The sequence below is a fragment of the Streptosporangium sp. NPDC053982 genome, assembly GCF_055585205.1.
Map to the genome: position 1 here is coordinate 30754 of NZ_JBVJKQ010000021.1, position 15078 is coordinate 45831.

General features: G+C 72.1%; 12 protein-coding genes and 1 tRNA gene. 10 read left to right on the forward strand and 3 right to left on the reverse strand.

The genetic code is table 11. From position 1 onward, the window contains the following. Window positions 1-7: 7 nt before the first annotated feature. Window positions 8-1780: a hypothetical protein gene (locus tag ACZ6W9_RS32645; RefSeq protein WP_470121217.1), complete on the reverse strand. Its 1773-nt coding sequence runs from the start codon at window positions 1778-1780 to the stop codon at window positions 8-10. 77 nt (window positions 1781-1857) lie between these two features. On the opposite strand from ACZ6W9_RS32645, the gene ACZ6W9_RS32650 reads away from it, so the two are divergent. From ACZ6W9_RS32650 to ACZ6W9_RS32670, 5 genes are all read left to right on the forward strand, one after another. Next, window positions 1858-2151: a trypco2 family protein gene (locus ACZ6W9_RS32650; RefSeq protein WP_362937518.1), complete on the forward strand. Its 294-nt coding sequence runs from the start codon at window positions 1858-1860 to the stop codon at window positions 2149-2151. 32 nt (window positions 2152-2183) lie between these two features. Further along, window positions 2184-6443 carry a trypsin-like peptidase domain-containing protein gene (locus ACZ6W9_RS32655; protein ID WP_470121281.1) on the forward strand — a complete coding sequence of 1420 codons (4260 nt, stop codon included), beginning with the start codon at window positions 2184-2186 and terminating at the stop codon, window positions 6441-6443. 288 nt (window positions 6444-6731) lie between these two features. Beyond that, window positions 6732-7139 carry a ribosome silencing factor gene (rsfS, locus tag ACZ6W9_RS32660; protein WP_362937521.1) on the forward strand — a complete coding sequence of 136 codons (408 nt, stop codon included), beginning with the start codon at window positions 6732-6734 and terminating at the stop codon, window positions 7137-7139. Beyond that, window positions 7136-7768 carry a histidine phosphatase family protein gene (locus ACZ6W9_RS32665; RefSeq protein ID WP_389968964.1) on the forward strand — a complete coding sequence of 211 codons (633 nt, stop codon included), beginning with the start codon at window positions 7136-7138 and terminating at the stop codon, window positions 7766-7768. The genes rsfS and ACZ6W9_RS32665 overlap by 4 nt, the downstream gene beginning before the upstream one ends. A 218-nt stretch (window positions 7769-7986) precedes the next feature. Further along, window positions 7987-8059 (forward strand) — tRNA-Ala (locus tag ACZ6W9_RS32670). 127 nt (window positions 8060-8186) lie between these two features. On the opposite strand, the gene ACZ6W9_RS32675 is transcribed toward ACZ6W9_RS32670, so the two are convergent. Together ACZ6W9_RS32675 and ACZ6W9_RS32680 are read right to left on the reverse strand one after the other, a co-directional pair. Next, entirely contained in the window at window positions 8187-8606 is a 420-nt protein-coding gene (locus ACZ6W9_RS32675; RefSeq protein ID WP_389968966.1) for a response regulator transcription factor, read from the reverse strand. A gap of 114 nt (window positions 8607-8720) precedes the next feature. After that, the gene (locus tag ACZ6W9_RS32680) at window positions 8721-11573 is read right to left on the reverse strand and encodes a helix-turn-helix transcriptional regulator (RefSeq protein ID WP_389968968.1); all 2853 of its coding nucleotides are present in this window, start codon (window positions 11571-11573) and stop codon (window positions 8721-8723) included. 149 nt (window positions 11574-11722) lie between these two features. On the opposite strand from ACZ6W9_RS32680, the gene ACZ6W9_RS32685 reads away from it, so the two are divergent. The 5 genes from ACZ6W9_RS32685 to ACZ6W9_RS32705 all read left to right on the forward strand — a co-directional run bounded on the left by ACZ6W9_RS32685 (window position 11723) and on the right by ACZ6W9_RS32705 (window position 15069). Then, entirely contained in the window at window positions 11723-11932 is a 210-nt protein-coding gene (locus ACZ6W9_RS32685; protein WP_389968970.1) for a hypothetical protein, read from the forward strand. Between the two features lie 92 nt (window positions 11933-12024). Beyond that, complete coding sequence (locus ACZ6W9_RS32690; RefSeq protein ID WP_389968972.1) at window positions 12025-13041, forward strand: MvdC/MvdD family ATP grasp protein; 1017 nt, start codon at window positions 12025-12027, stop codon at window positions 13039-13041. An 11-nt stretch (window positions 13042-13052) separates the two neighbouring features. Then, window positions 13053-13937: an SDH family Clp fold serine proteinase gene (locus ACZ6W9_RS32695; RefSeq protein WP_389968974.1), complete on the forward strand. Its 885-nt coding sequence runs from the start codon at window positions 13053-13055 to the stop codon at window positions 13935-13937. After that, the gene (locus ACZ6W9_RS32700; protein WP_389968976.1) at window positions 13931-14500 is read left to right on the forward strand and encodes a MauE/DoxX family redox-associated membrane protein; all 570 of its coding nucleotides are present in this window, start codon (window positions 13931-13933) and stop codon (window positions 14498-14500) included. Before ACZ6W9_RS32695 ends, ACZ6W9_RS32700 begins: the two co-directional genes overlap by 7 nt. After that, window positions 14497-15069: a peroxiredoxin family protein gene (locus tag ACZ6W9_RS32705; protein ID WP_389968977.1), complete on the forward strand. Its 573-nt coding sequence runs from the start codon at window positions 14497-14499 to the stop codon at window positions 15067-15069. The genes ACZ6W9_RS32700 and ACZ6W9_RS32705 overlap by 4 nt, the downstream gene beginning before the upstream one ends. Window positions 15070-15078: the final 9 nt, after the last annotated feature.

Here is a 15078-nt window from a genome sequence, read left to right on the forward strand (position 1 = left end):
GGGCCGCTCACGTCTCCGGGAGATCCTTCGGCCTCCTGCGTTCCTCCAGGGCGGCGAGGGCGGCGTCCAGGTCGGTGCCCGCCACGACGACCTCGACGTACCTGTTGGTCAGCCATCCGGCCAGCTGCGCGTTGAGGCCTCCCTCCCCGACGGCGTTGCGGAACTGCTGCGGCGTCACGGCCACGACCGCGTTGTCGTCATTGACGCGCATGCCGACGATCTCGGCGGGGTGCAGGGCGTTGGCGAGGTAGGTGCGCAGGTCGCTGGAGTAGGCGATGATCTCCATCCGCTCGGTGCGGGCGGGTCTGTTCAGGAGGCGTTGCGCGGCGTCGATGTGGGTGTTCTCGACACCCACGCACGCGCCCACCGCGTCCAGGTGCGGCTTCGTCGGGGCCACCACCACCTTGGCGCGGGCTCCCATGACCCGCTCGACGGCCGTCACGACGGCCCTGCCGTCGATGATCTCCTGTACCTGGGACGCCATCGCCCGTTCCGCCAGCTCGGAGGCGGTGATGGAGAGCAGCCACCGGCCCGGTCCACCGGCCGTGGCCGGTTGGAACTCCACGGTGAGGGCGGTGACGACGTCTCCCGGCCGCAGTCGCACCGGAACGACCCCCTCCGGGAGGTTGGCCGTGTCAGGGCGCCAGATCACCGCCTTGCGCGAGTACCCGACCCCCGCGTCGTGGAACACGCAGTCGAACCGGTCCGGTTTGCTGGCGGAGACGTACGCGGTGACGAGGGTGCCGCGGCGCGGTGGAGCGGCCAGGTTCGGCTGGCGATAACCGAGGGCGGGACGGCCCGTGACGCACTTCAGGTCGACGATGAACGAGGCGGCCTCGTCGGGGGTGATCCGCAGCGTGTCCGCCACCAACTGCGTCGGGGTCAGCCGTACCCTGTCGCCGCAGAACCCGCATCGAGCCTGGTTCCGCCGGATCTCCAACGACGGCCTGGCGTCCTTGAACGAGTGCCTGCCGGGCCGGGGACAGCTCCATCGGGTGGGATCGTCGTCGGCGGCGGAGCACCCCAGCCGGGACAGGACCGTCTCGATCGGCGTGGCGTTCGCCCGCGCCAGCTTCTCGTAGGTCGTCAGGTCGGCGACGGGCTCGACGACCTCGTACGCGTGCCGCTGACGGAGCCTTCGGTGCGTGCCGGCGCCACTCCGGATCCGGTGGAGGTCGACTCCCTGGCCGGGGGAATCCTTGCGCAGTGGCTCCGGTTCACGGCCGGTCGAAAGAAAGGGGAGGCGTTCCCGTCCGAGGTGCCGGATTCCGGACACGAGCGCGAAACACAGGAGAGCGGGCTTGACCCGGCCGGGTGGGACCATGCGCAACCGGTACGCGTGGCGGATGAGCGACACGTCCTCCGGGCTGAGTCGTGTTTCCGGATCGAAGGGCACGTGCGGCAGGTGACCGGGATCATCCCCGCCGACCTGGGCCCAGGTCGGTATCACCGCCGGCCGGCCCGCGTCGGTCAGCCCGCGGCCCTCGTCGTAGGTCCGTCCGAGGTCGAGCGGAACCCCCCTGACCTGTGCCTCGACCCATCGGCCCACCAGCCCGCAGACGGCCGCGTAGTAGGGGATGACATCCGGGTCGTCTCCGGCGACGAACGACATCCTGGAGCGCCGGTCGGCGATCGTCAGGCCCCGGCCGGTCCACGCTTCGATGACGGCGGCGACGTGGTCGCCGGGATCGGGGGGGAGGTCGACCGTGAGGGTGTTCGTCCGCGTCGGGGACATCGGCTCCGGCCAGACGACGGCTATCTGGCTATTCCGCTTCGCCACGATACTTACCTCTATATAGATTACGCCGTAGATTCGCTGACATAATCACACGAAATTAGTCTGCTCTTGGAGGGTCCGTGCTCGAATTGTCGGCCGTCATCAAGGAACTGCGTGCCGAGCTGACGAAGTCGATGGAATCGGCCGGGGGCGAGCGGCTGAGGTTCGGGGTGGGGCCCATCGAGCTGGAGATGACGATGGCGGTCACCCATGAGGCCGCGCTGAACGGCAAGGTCAGGTTCTGGGTCGTGGAGACCGGCGCGGACGCCAAGGCGGTCGACGTGCAGACCCACCGGGTGAAGCTCACCCTCACCCCCGAGTCGGAGGGCGGGTCACCGTACATCGGCGGCTACGGACAGGAGGGCGAGGACTGAACGGCGAACGCGCCGGGCAGGTCATCGTCGACCTGCCGAACAAGGAGAAACGGTACGGCTCGGGCTACCGTGTGACCTCCGAGGTGGTCCTGACCGCGGCCCACGTGATCAAGGACGCGCTGGACATCAACGTGCGTTTCACCGCGGACCGGACGCACAAACTGCCCGCGACGCCACTGTGGACGGAAGGTGACCTCGCGGCCCTGCGCGTCCCCTCGGAGGGCGCTCTCCCGCCGGTGCGCTACGGGCTGGTGGACCCCGGCGTCGCCACCGAGCTGCGGTGCCAGGCGGTCGGCTTCCCCCTGTGGAAATATCGTGAGAAGGCGCGGGTGCGGGACAGCGCCCAGATGACCGGGGTCATCCTGCCGCTGGAGAACCGGTACGGAGGCACCCTGGGCGTCGCCGTCGACCGCCCGCCGGCCGAGGACCGGACCGAGTCCCCCTGGAAGGGCATGTCGGGCGCCGCCCTCTTCGTCGGAGACAGGCTCGTCGGTGTCCTGTCCGAACACCACCCCCGCGAGGGAGCCGGGCACCTGACCGCCCTGCGGGTCGACTGGGCGTCGGCGCTGACGCCGGAGCAGCGGGCGGAGATCGGCTGCTCCGGGGCCGTCGTCGTCAACCCGCCGCCCCGGCGGAGGACCGACGACTACCTGACCCGGATGCGTCACGTGGTCCCCGCCGGAGGGCTCCGGGACCGCGACGGGGAGCTGGCGGAGCTGGCCGCCTTCTGCCGGGGCGAGGAACCGTACCTGTGGGTGCGGGGACGCCCGTGGTCGGGCAAGTCCGCGCTGGCCGCCTCCTTCGCCCTCGCCCCTCCGCCGGAGGTGCGGGTCGTCGCCTTCTTCGTCTCCGGCCCCACCGACGCCGACGCCGACGCCTTCCTCCAGGCTGTGAGCAGGCAGCTGGAGGCCGTCGCGGGAACACCGGGCGAGACGGCCCGGCTGGACGATCTGCTGGAGGAGGCGGCAGGCCGCTGCCGGGAGGACGGGGAGCGCCTGCTCCTGCTGGTGGACGGGCTGGACGAGGACGAGGGGCCGGACCACAGCATCGCCGCCCTGCTGCCCCACCACCCGCCCGAGGGGGTCCGGGTGCTCGTCACCGGCCGGCCACACCCCGGCGTACCCGGCGACGTGCCGTCCGGTCACCCGCTCCGCACCTGCCGTGTGCGGGAGCTGGCGCCGAACGCGCACGCCACACACATGGAGATCGAGGCCAAGAACGATCTCCAACGGTTGATCGGGGTTCCGCGGAACGGCGAGCTGCTGGGTTTCGTCGCCGCGGCCCAGGGCGCGCTCACGCGGGACGATCTCGCCGCGCTGACGGGTCTGCCGCGCTACGAGGTCGAGCGCCGGCTCGGCAACCGGGTCTTCACCCGGACCGACGACGGCTACCTGTACGCCCACGAGACGCTGTACCGGATGGCCGAGGAGTATCTCGCCCCCGGCCTCGGCGAGCACCGGAAGCGGATCCATGAATGGGCCGACTCCCACCGCGCGCGGGGCTGGCCCGAGGACACGCCCGCCTACCTCCTGCTCTCCTACGGCCGGCTCCTGACCGGCCCGCGCCTGGTGGACCACGCGCTCGACCACGCCCGCCACGAGCGGATGCGCGGCATCGTGGGCGGCGGGTCGGCCGCCGTCCGTGAGATCACCGCCGCCCAGCAGGCCGTTCTCGGCGAGGCCGAGCCCGACCTGCCGACCCTGGCGCGCCTGGCCGTCGCCCGCGACCGGCTCAGCGTGGCCACCTCGCCGCCGCCGTTGGAACTGCCCGTCGTATGGGTCAGGCTCGGCGAGTCCGGCCGGGCGGTCAGGCTGGCCCGCTCCGTCGTGGACGCGGACGCGCGCGCCAAGACCCTGGCGGCCGTCGTGAAGGCGATGGCCGAAGCCGGTGAGCCGGGCGCCGCGAAGGCCGTGGCGTGCTCCATCGACCGCGTGGAACAGCGGTCATGGGCCCTGGCGGCCGTCGTGAAGGCGATGGCGGACGCGGGCGAGACGAGCGCCGCGGAGACCCTGGCCCGGTCCATCGAGGAGACGGACCGGCGGATCTGGGCGCTGGCCGCGGTGGCGCGGGCGAGCCGGTCGGCCGAACTCCTCGACGAGGCGGAGCGGCTGATCCCGTCCGTCGTGGACCCGGACGAGCAGGCACAGGCGGTGGTCACCCTGGCGAGGGCCGCCGCCGAATGCGGCGACGTGGCGCGGGCCGAGGTCCTCGTCCACCGGATCCCGAACATGGGCCGGCGGGTGCCGGCGCTGAGCGCCGTCCTGAGGGCGCTCGCCGAAGGCGACCGCGACCGTATCCCGGCCGTCATGAAGGAGGCAGAGGAGGCGGCCGAGACGATCCTGCGCGAACACGGCCAGGACAGGGCCCTGGGCGCGCTGGTGACGGCCATCGCCCGCTGCGGCGACGTCGCACGGGCCGTGGCCCTGGCGGGCCGCCTGCCCCCCTACCTGCGGTCGTCCGCGCTGGCCGCGCTGGCCGGCGCCGTCGGCGCCGACGGTGATCCGAAACGCGCCGAGGGGCTGGTTGAGGCCATTCCCCTCGACTCCCGGCGCGTGCACGCGCTCTGCGCCCTGGCGAAGGAGGTCGCCAGGCAGGGTGACAGGCGGTGGGCGGCGGACCTGGCGGAGGAGGCCGAGGCGCTGACCCGCGGCGTCGCCTCCCCGGTACGGCGCGTCCGGGCGATGGTCGCCGTGGCCGAGGCGTTCGGCGCTTGCGCGGATCCCCGGGCCGAGACCGTGGCCTCGGCGATAGACAGCCCCCACCACCGCGTCAGGGCGCTCGCCGCGGCGGCCGGGGCGACGCCGGATCCCGGCCGGGCGCGCGATCTGGCCGAGCAGGCGGAGGCACTGGCTCGTACGCGGGCGCCGTCCACCCCCTGGGCACAGGCGCCGGCCGCCGTCGCGGAGGCGTTCGCGGCCGTCGGGGACCTCGACCGGGCCGAGGAGCTGGCCCTCGCGATCCCCGAGCCGGCCGTCAGGACGAGGGTGCTGACCGGCCTGGTGAGACTGCTCGCCGGCCGGGACGTGGCACGGGCCGAGGCCGTGGCCCGCGAGCGGGTCTCCGCCGCCGAGGACCGGGACAGGGCGCTGGCGTGGGTCGCCGGGGCGCTCGCCACCCGTGGAGAGCACGACCGGGCCGAGGAGCTGGCGCTGTCGCTGTCGAGCGCGGACCTCCGGGCACACGCGCTGGCGCTGGTGGTGAGGGAGAGCCCCGACATGAGACGGGCCGTCGCCGTGGCGCGGAGGATCTCCCACGCCGACCGGCGCGACCAGGCCAGGGTCGGGCTGGTCCAGACCATGGCCGCCCGCGGGGAGCTCCGCCGGGCCATGGCTCTGGCGCGTGAGCTGAGAGCGGCGGACCACCGCGCGAACGCGCTGCTCGCCGTGGCCACGGCGAGCGGGGGAGGCATCGGCCACGACCTGCTGAAGGAGGTCGAGAGGCTGGTCCGGCGGGTCCCGGACGAGGGCAGGAGGACCAGGCTGCTGATCTCCCTGGTGAGGGCGCTCGCCGGCGCCGGCCGGCCGGGAGACGCCGAGCGTCTGGCCCGCGCCATCCCGTCTCCCGAGAAGCGGGAGGCCGCGCTGGCCGACGTGGCGGCCGCGCTCGTCTCCCGGGGGGAGGTGCGAAAGGCCCTGTCCATGGTCCGGAAGATCGTGGCGCCGTCCTCCAGGGCACACGCGTACGTCGCCGTGGTGCGGGCGCTCTCCGAGCGCGGTGACGTGGCCGCCGCCTTCGAGGTCGCCGCGAAGGAGATCCCCACGGCCGACCACCTGGCTCACGCGTTCACGGTCCTGATCAGGGCGGATCCGGGCGGCGGGGCCGGCGGGAAGAGCGGAGAGGGCGGCAAGCGCAGGGCCGGCGGGAAGCGCGGGGACGGCGGGAAGCGCGGGGCCGGCGGGAAGCGCAGGGCCGGCGGGGACGGCGGGGCGATGATCGCGGAGATCGTCAGGCGGCTGGAGTTCCAGTTCCCCGCCCGCATCACCCATCCGGACCGGCAGCTCATGGCCTTCGTGGAGGCGCTGCGGGCCATCACGGACGGCGCGGGGCCGTCAGCCGCGCGTGGCCTGGCGGACAGGATCGAGGAGCTGGCCGCCAGGATCGAGGACGAGGATCGGCGGGCGCAGATCCTGATGGCCCTGGCGAGGACCGTCGAGCCGCCCAGGGCCCGGCGGCTGCTGGCGCGCGTGCTGAGCGGACCGGCCTGGACGGCCGCCCTGAGCGCGCTGCACGAGGCGGAGCCGCGGGCGCTCCCGGCCATCGCCGGGGAGTTCCTCCACCCCCGCCCCGGCTGACGTTTTCGCAGGTACGGCCACCCGCCGGCACGCCCCCGGCGGGTGTCCCGCGACGCCGGAGGGTTCCACGGTCTCCCCACGGCCCGCGGGTCACCCACCGCGGCTCTCCCGCGGACGCCCGCCCGGCGGGCGGCGGGAGTCCACGGTGTGGAATCGGGTGGCACACGACAGGCGTTGTAATGGGGTGGTAACACCGTTAGGCGCCGCGCTCCGGTGGTTTCCGGGAACCACTCTGATGGGGCACCCTTGGAAGCCGACGGTGCCGACTACAGGAGGACTGACCGACACGTGACCGCAACCGACAGATCCGTCCAGCTCATCAGGATCGCCGCAGAGGCCGCCGCGGACAAGCTGGCCGACGACATCCTCGCCTACGACGTGAGCGACCAGCTCGTCATCACCGACGCGTTCCTGCTGTGCTCCGCCTCCAACGACCGCCAGGTCCGCGCCATCGTCGACGAGATCGAGGAGAGGCTGCGGCTCCAGGCCGACGCCAAGCCCGTCCGCAGGGAGGGCGAGCGTGAGGGCCGCTGGGTCCTCCTCGACTACATCGACATCGTCGTGCACGTCCAGCACGAGGAGGACCGCACCTTCTACGCGCTCGAGCGCCTGTGGAAGGACTGTCCCTCCATCTCCCTGCCGGACAGCGTGGCCCAGGTCGCGGCCCAGCGCGCCCGCCGGGCGGTATCTGAGTGAGCCGCCGTGTCGTCTGCCTGAGGCACGGCCAGACCCTCTGGAACGTCGAGAAGCGCTTCCAGGGGCACACGGACATCCCGCTGGACGAGACGGGCCTGGCGCAGGCGGCCCGCGCCGCGTCACTGCTCGCCGCCCTCAGGCCCACCCTGATCGTCTCGTCCGACCTGCGGCGGGCGTACGACACCGCCTCGGCGCTCGGCCGCCTCACCCGTCTCGAGGTGGCGGTGGACAAGGACCTCCGCGAGAGGGGCGGCGGCGAGTGGGAGGGGCTGACCCGCGCGGAGATCGCCGCCGGCTGGCCCCGGGAGTTCGCCGACTGGGAGGCGCCCGGCGGCGAGCCCGTCACCCACGTCGCCGAGCGGGTGTCGGCGGCGATCCGCCGCTGGGCGGATCGCCTGGCGCCGGACGGGCTGCTGGTGGTCGCCTCCCACGGGGCGGCGATCCGCCTGGGCATCGCCCGGCTCATGGGCCTGCCGGAGGAGTTGTGGCCGGCCCTGGGCGGTCTGGGCAACTGTTCGTGGTCGGTCCTGGAGGAGGGCCGCAAGGGCTGGCGCCTGACGGAGCACAACGCCGGCACCCTCCCCGAGCCGGTGCAGAGCGACGACAGTCCCGAGGCGACGCAGTCCTGACGTCGCGCGGGCCCGCGGCCACCCGCGGCCCCGCCGGCGTCGGCCGGTGCCGGTGCCGTACGGACCCGCGGCCCCGCCGTCATCGGCGTGATCGTCTCGCCGCCCGGATCCGCGCCCGGCCGCGCCGGGTGCGGGCCGTACCGCGGCGATTAGGCGATCGTGCCGGATCCCTATATGCTTCCCAAGCGCCGCGACGAGAGCACTCGGAGCGGTGACCAGGGGCTATGGCGCAGCTGGTAGCGCGCCTCCATGGCATGGAGGAGGTCTGGGGTTCGAATCCCCATAGCTCCACCGAAGGGCGGTTCCCGAAACGGCCCGGAAGTGCTGACGAGATCCCGTCCGATCGGTTCGATCGGGCGGGATCTCGCCGTTTCCCGGCTGATCAGGTCGCCGTCGGCCGTTCCATCGCCCCAAGCCCCTACCCGAGGGTCGGGGACGCCTTCGGGAGTGGAGAGCCGAGCAGGGCCGTTCGGGTGAGCTCGGCCTTGTTGCCCAGTCCCAGCTTGGCTCGCACCCTGCGTAGATAGGTGTCGACGGTGTGCCTGCTGATGCCCATGCTCTGAGCGATCTGCTGCTGGGTCAGACCATCGGCGATCCGCTGGAGCACCTCGTTCTCCCTGGCCGACAGGTCAGGATGGAGGGCGGGCCGGGGATCGTCTTCCGGCTCATGACGGAGGATCGCCTCCGCGACCCTTTCGGCGAGGCCGCCATGCTCCCCGTGGGTCACCAGGACCAGGACGGGCGTGACCGTGGCGATGTCGATGCCCTCCTCGTGGAGGACGCTCAGGAGCCCGTGGTGGAGGATCGGCGATTTCGGGACGACAGAGATCATGGTCATGTCGGCGCTCCAGCTCGGTGAGGGACCTGACCAGCATGTGGCACGGGGACGGTGCGGAACATCGCAGAAAACCATGATTTCCGCGACCGGCCGCATCAGGGATCGTCGTGGTGGTCACATCCAGCCGTCGAGGGCGTTCTTCATCCCGATGCGGGAGGCGACTCCGAGTTTGGTGAAGATGTGTGACAGATGGGACTCCACGGTGTGGATGCTGATCGAGAGCCGCTGGGCGATCTGCTTGTTGCTGCATCCCTCTCCCGCCAGCTCGGCGACCTCCATCTCACGGCGTGAAAGCCCGAAGGGCCGTGTCCCGCCGCCCGAGGGCGATGACGCGTGCGCGCCGCTTCCACGCTGTTCCCGGACGGACTCGGCCAGCAGATGCCTGGATCCACAGCGGACGAAGATCTCGGCTGCCCGGTGCAGCGCCGCATGGGCGGGGCCGTGCCTACCGGCGGCGGTGAAGGCGGTGCCCGCGCACAGCCATGCGCGTCCGGCCTCGATCCAATGCTCGGCACGGGCGAACCCCTCGGCCGCGCGCGCCGCCTGCTCGGCCGAGGCGGCGGGCTCGCCGAGCCGCAGCGCGTGAGCGCGGCACAGCTGGGCGGTGGCCAGGGCGGGAGGTGGGCCGCCCCGGGAAAGCCGGGTGGCGCGCTCGGCCCACAGCGTGGCCTGCTCTCCCCGGCGCCGGGTCATCTCAGCGAAGGCCATGGCCTCGTAACCGGTCAGAAGGGTGCTCCTGGCGAGCACGCTCCTGGCCGGGGGCGCACACACCTGTGCCAGCACCTGCGCACCCCGATCCACCTCCCCGGCGTTGATCAGCGCCCGCGCACCGGCGTAGCGGGCGGTGGCCGCCCACGACTCCGTCTCGCTCTCGCACAGCCGCATGACCTCCTCGCCGTGTCGCAGAGCCTCCTCGTGCCGCCCCGACCATGAGGCCACCAGACAGAGTTCGGTCAGCCCGAAGGCCAGCAACTGCACCGAAGACAGCGATCTTCCGATCTCGGTCGCCTCGTCGGCCGCCATCTCCGCCGCCGACAGCTCACCGAGCTGCCAGAGCGCCCGAGCCTGTCCTGCCAGAAGGTTCGGCAGGATGTAGTGCTGGCCCATCGTCCTGGCCACGGCGACGGCGTGCGAGAACCGGGCCCGCGCCTCCTTCTGGCGGCCCAGCAGCGTCTGCGACCAGCAGAACCAGGCGAAGGCGTCGATCCATTCGGCCAGGTGCTCGTCCGAGGTCTTGTCCGCCAGGCGCTCGGCCGCCTCGGCATGCAGGAGCGCTTCGTTCAGCCGCCCGGCCGCGTAGGCCGTCATGGGCCGCAGCGCGGCCACGGCCATGGCCATGCCCGGCGCTTCCTGAGTGGAGATCTCCGGTATGAGGTCGAGGTAGTGCTGGGCCGTTCGCACGTCGCCTCGCATGAGGTTGTCCCCGACCAGCCGTAGCCGCAACGGCACCGCGGCACGCAGCAGGGGGTGGGGCATACGGTTGAGCTCCGCCGTCAGCAGGTCCCGTCCCTTCGTCGGCCGGCCCAGCATCCGGTCGAGCATGGCCGAGTGCCGGACCACCGCCGCCCGCCGCGCGTGGTCGGTGCGGGGCAGCAGGTGCAGCGCCTCCTGGGCCGTGCTCCAGCCCTCGTGGAGCTGACCGCTGACCGCCTGCAGCCTGGCCAGCTCCGTGAGGATCTCGATCCGATCCGGTTCGTCCTCCGGAACGAGGCGCAGCACCGCCTGAAGCCAGCGCGCCGCCGTGGTCGGGGCGTGCTCCTCGACCGACCGAGCGGCCTGTTTCAGCGTTTCGATCGCACCGCGGTCGCCCGGCCGGGCCGACTGCACCAGATGGTGGGCGCGCAGCGACGCGGGCGCGCCCACCGTGACCAGGTAGGCGGCGATGCGAGCGTGCGCGCGGACCCGCCAGCCCGCTCCGGCGGAGCCGTAGACGGCGTTCCTGATCAGCGGATGGCGGAAGCGGAAGCGGCCGGCCGACTTGGCCGGGCGGATGACGTCACGGGCGGCCAGCAGGTCTATGCCCTCGGTGACCGTTTCCTCTGGCAGCGCCGTGGCCGCTTCCAGCAGCGCGGGCTCGAACTCCTCGCCCGCCACCGCCGCGCCGTAGGCCACCAGCAGCGCGTCGGACGGCAGCGCGTCGAGTTCGAGCCTGAGCGCGGCGCGCAGGTCGGCGGGCAGCTCGGCCGGGATGGTCTCGGCCATGGCCTGCCGCCCCAGACGGGCCAGGACCTCCAAGTAGAACGGGTTTCCACTGCTGGCCTCGTGCAGAGCCCGCAGCCGGGCGCGGCTGATCGTCTCGCCGAGGAACTCCGCCACCTCGGCGCTGCTCAGTGGGCCCACGGCAAGCCGATGGTGATGCTCGGCACTGGTCTGTACCAGTTTGGCAAGGGAAGGAGAGGTTTGCGTGGGGCGGTAGGCCATCGCCATCAGCACGCCGCCGCCGGGCGGGTGGCGCACCAGGTAACCGAGCAGTTCCGCCGAGGCGTCGTCGGCCCAGTGCACATCGTCCAGCACCAGGGCCAGGCCACCGGGGGACGCCAGTTCCTCCAGCACGCCCCGGACCGCTCGGTAGAGGCGGTTGCGGGTGAACGCATTCAAGCCGCCTGGTACGTCGACGGCCGGCTCCCCGGCCAGAACGGGGAAGACGGAGGCCAGAACGGGGATCGCCGCCTGGCCGACGCGGTCGCCCAGCTCTTCGCGCAGGCTCTCCAGCCGTTCGTCGAGGGCATCGACGATCAGGGCCAGTGGCAGGTCGCACTCGAACTCCGAGGCCAATCCCCTTGCCACGCACATGCCCCGCTGCTCGGCGCCGGACGCCACCGTGTCCAGCAGCCGTGACTTGCCGATCCCCGGCTCGCCGGTCAGCGTCAGGACCTGGAATCGCCCGGCGAGCGCTGCCGCCAGTACGTCATCGAGCACCGAGAGTTCGCCTTGCCTGCCTACGAGACGCCTGGCACGACTCTCCACGTCCGACCTCCACCAGCGCGAGATCAAGGATCTTCACGATAGTGCCGAGCGAAGAGGCCTGACCATCCGAGTTGTCCTGTCTTTTCGTGACTGTCGGGAAAGTGGCCCCGCCGAGACCCTAGAGACATCACCAACGAAAGGAAAAAGCCATGAAGGCTCCGTTCGGTCTGGGAATCGCCCGCACGGCCCCCGCAGAGACGACCACCGAGCTGGTCGGCGCGTACGACACCGACCAGCAGGTGTGGGTCGGCGGCGACGCCGCCTCCGCGGGCTACTGCACCAAGTTCAAGGTCTGCGCGCTGGGCGCCTGCGTCACCTACAACCGGCAGCTCTGGGACACCGGCCCCATCGGCTGCTGACCCCCGCCGACCCCCTCGGAGATCTCCGGAGCAGCCCTCCCGGCGCTCCGGAGATCTCCGTTCCCGTCCATCCCCACCGAGCGGGGCCACAGATGCAGAGCACGCAAATACTGATCTTCACCAACACCATGGATTCGCACGCCGACGTCGTCATCAAGAAGTTGATCGGCCGGGGGCATGAGCCCGTGCGGCTGAATTCCGACCACCTGCCCGACGCGGCAGCGATCAGCACCGAACTGGGCGACCGGAACTGGACGGGCGGTTTCCGGTTGAGCGCCGGCCGGGCCGTCGACCTGGAGCGCGTGCGGTCGGTATGGCTGCGCCGACCGCACCCCTACGGCGTGTCGGCCGAGCTGAGCCCGCTGGAGCGCGCCTTCGCCGTCGCGGAGCTGGAACAGACCATGGGCGGACTGCTGGCCTCGCTCGACTGCTACTGGATGAGCCGCCCAGGCGATGTCAGGGCGGCGAGCTGGAAACCCGAGCAGCTGAGACGGGCCGCCGCCATGGGCTTCGAGGTGCCGCGCACGCTCATCACCACCGATCCGGAGGCGGTGCGCGCCTTCCACGCCGAGTGCGGCGGGAGAACGATCTTCAAGAGCATGGCCGGGCCCTCCGCGCTCGTCTCCGTCGAGACGGACGCGGAAGCGGTGACCGGTCCGCCACCGTCCCTGGAGATGCCGACGACCCTGCTCGGAGAGGCCGAGCTGGCGGCGTTGGAGGCCGTCCGCCTGGCCCCCTGCCTGTTTCAGGAGTACGTCGACAAGGACAGGGAGCTGCGGGTGACCGTCATCGGAGACGAGGTCTTCGCCGCCGAGATCCATTCGCAGGAGCGGCCGGAGACGGCGGTGGACGTGCGGCGTTTCGACGTGGACGTCCCCTACCGCGCGGCCCGGCTGCCCGACGAGACGGCCGCGCTCTGCCTGGAGTTCGTGCACAGCTACGGCCTGACATTCGGTGCGCTGGACCTCATCCTGACTCCGGACGGACGCTACGTCTTCCTGGAGAACAACCCTGTGGGCCAGTTCTTCTACGTCGAGGAACGCGTGCCCGAGCTGCGCATGACAGACGCGCTGGCCGGCTGCCTGATCAACGCGGGCGGCCCGTCGTGAGAGGGGAGGCGGTGACCGCCGCGCTGGCCGAGCTGGAGAGCCTGCGCGGAGGCCGGGCCGTCGCCCTGCTGGCCGACCGGCTGGACGCCACGCACGCCTACATCCTGTACGAGTGCCTGCGAAGCCGCGACCGCGCCGAGCGCCTGGATCTCGTCCTGCTCACCAGCGGCGGCGACGTGGACGCCACCCGGCGCATCGCCCTGCTGCTGCGCGAGCACGCCGACCGGCTGGCCGTGCTCGTTCCCGACCACGCCGAATCCGCCGGCACCCTGCTGTGCCTGGCCGCCGACGAGCTCGTGCTGGGCCCGATGGCGCAGCTGGGACCGATCGACCCGCACATCTCCGCCCTGGGAGAGCAGGTCTCGGGACCCGGCCGCATCTCCGCGGAGGACATCAGGCTCCTGCCCCGGATGGCCGGAGAGTGGTTCGGCCTGGACGAGCGGGCCGACCGGCTCCAGGTGTTCTCGGCCGTCAGCCAGCGCCTGTTCCCCACGACGCTGTCCACCTTCTACCGCGCGGACCGCAACATCCGCAGGGCCGCACGCGAGCTCATCGCCTGCCAGAGGCCCGGCCTGGACGCGGAGGAACGCGCCCGCATCGTGGAGGAGCTGGTCTCGGGCTACGACAGTCACGGCCACGCCATCACCCGCGCCGAGGCCATACGGCTGGGGTTGAAGGTGACGGCGCCGAGCCGGAACGAGGAGGAGCTGATGTGGCGCTGCACCGAGCCGCTGCGCGAGTGGTACGGGCGCAGCGACGAGAACGGCGGCCTGCTCAGCCTGGTGGCCGACGCCAGGGGTTTTCGCGCCAGCCGGCTCCTCACCACGCCCACACCCGACCAGCCGCCCCGCCCGTACTGGGAGTTCGACCCCACCGGAGGTGAACGCACATGCTGACGCCCCTGTCCGAGCACGCGCTGATGTTCTTGCGCCTGAGTCTGACGTCGGTCTTCGTGCTGGCGGTCGTGGCTAAACTGCGTGACCTGCCCGCCTTCGTGAAGGCGACCGGCGACCTGTCCGGCTTGCCCGCTCGCGCGGCCCGTCCGGCGGCGGTCGCGGTGGTGGCGGCCGAGGGCGCCGCCGCCTTCATGACGGGGGCCGGCGGCGCCGCGCTGCGCTGGGGCCTGCTGCTCGCCGCAGTGCTCCTCCTGGTGTTCTCCGCCCAGCTCACACGGGCGCTGCTGAGGGGGCGGCGGATCTCCTGCAACTGTTTCGGCCGTGGTACGCAGCCCATCTCGGCGCTCGACCTCATCCGCAACGCCGGACTGATCACCTGCGCGTGCGCCGCGCTGCTCCTGCAGGCGTCGGCGCCGCGCCAGGGCGTACTCCAGGCCGACGCGCTCGCGCTCGTCACAGTCATGGCCGCGCTGTCCGTCACCGTCTGGCTGCGCCTGCCGGATGTGAGCCTGATCCTGCGTCCGGGGCGGCGGCCGGCCACCGCGAAGGAGAGCATGTCATGACCACGACGGCGATGTTCGCCCTCACCTGGGCCGCCCTGCTGGGCTCGGTGACGCTGACCCTGCGCATGGCGGCCAAGCTCCGGTACGCGCTCGATCCCTTCCGCCATCAGCCGGCCGACCTCACGCTGCCGGAAGGGGCGTCCGCGCCACCCTTCTCCGCACTCACGCTCGACGGCGCGGTGGTGGACACCCAGGACTACGCCGAGCGCGCCCTCACCCTCGTCTTCGTCTCCACTCATTGCCCGAGCTGCCGTGAGCATCTGCCGCACATGAGGGTGCTGTGGCGGCTGGCCGAATCCGCGGGCAGCGAGCTGGTGATGGTCGTTCTCGACGAGGAGTCCGGCAGCCGCGCCGAGGCGGAGCGGCTGGTCGCCGAACATGCCATACCCGCCAGAACCGTACTGGCCGCTGCGGATCACCCGCTGCGTGAACGGTACAACCCGCGTCAGGCCACTCCTCTGTACTGCCATGTGGAGTCAGGCGTGGTCCGCAGCAGCGGGCCGCTCGGCTCGGAAGGCTGGCAGAAACTCGTGCGTGGCTGGCAGTCGAACACGGTGGGCGCGCGATGAGAGCGGCGT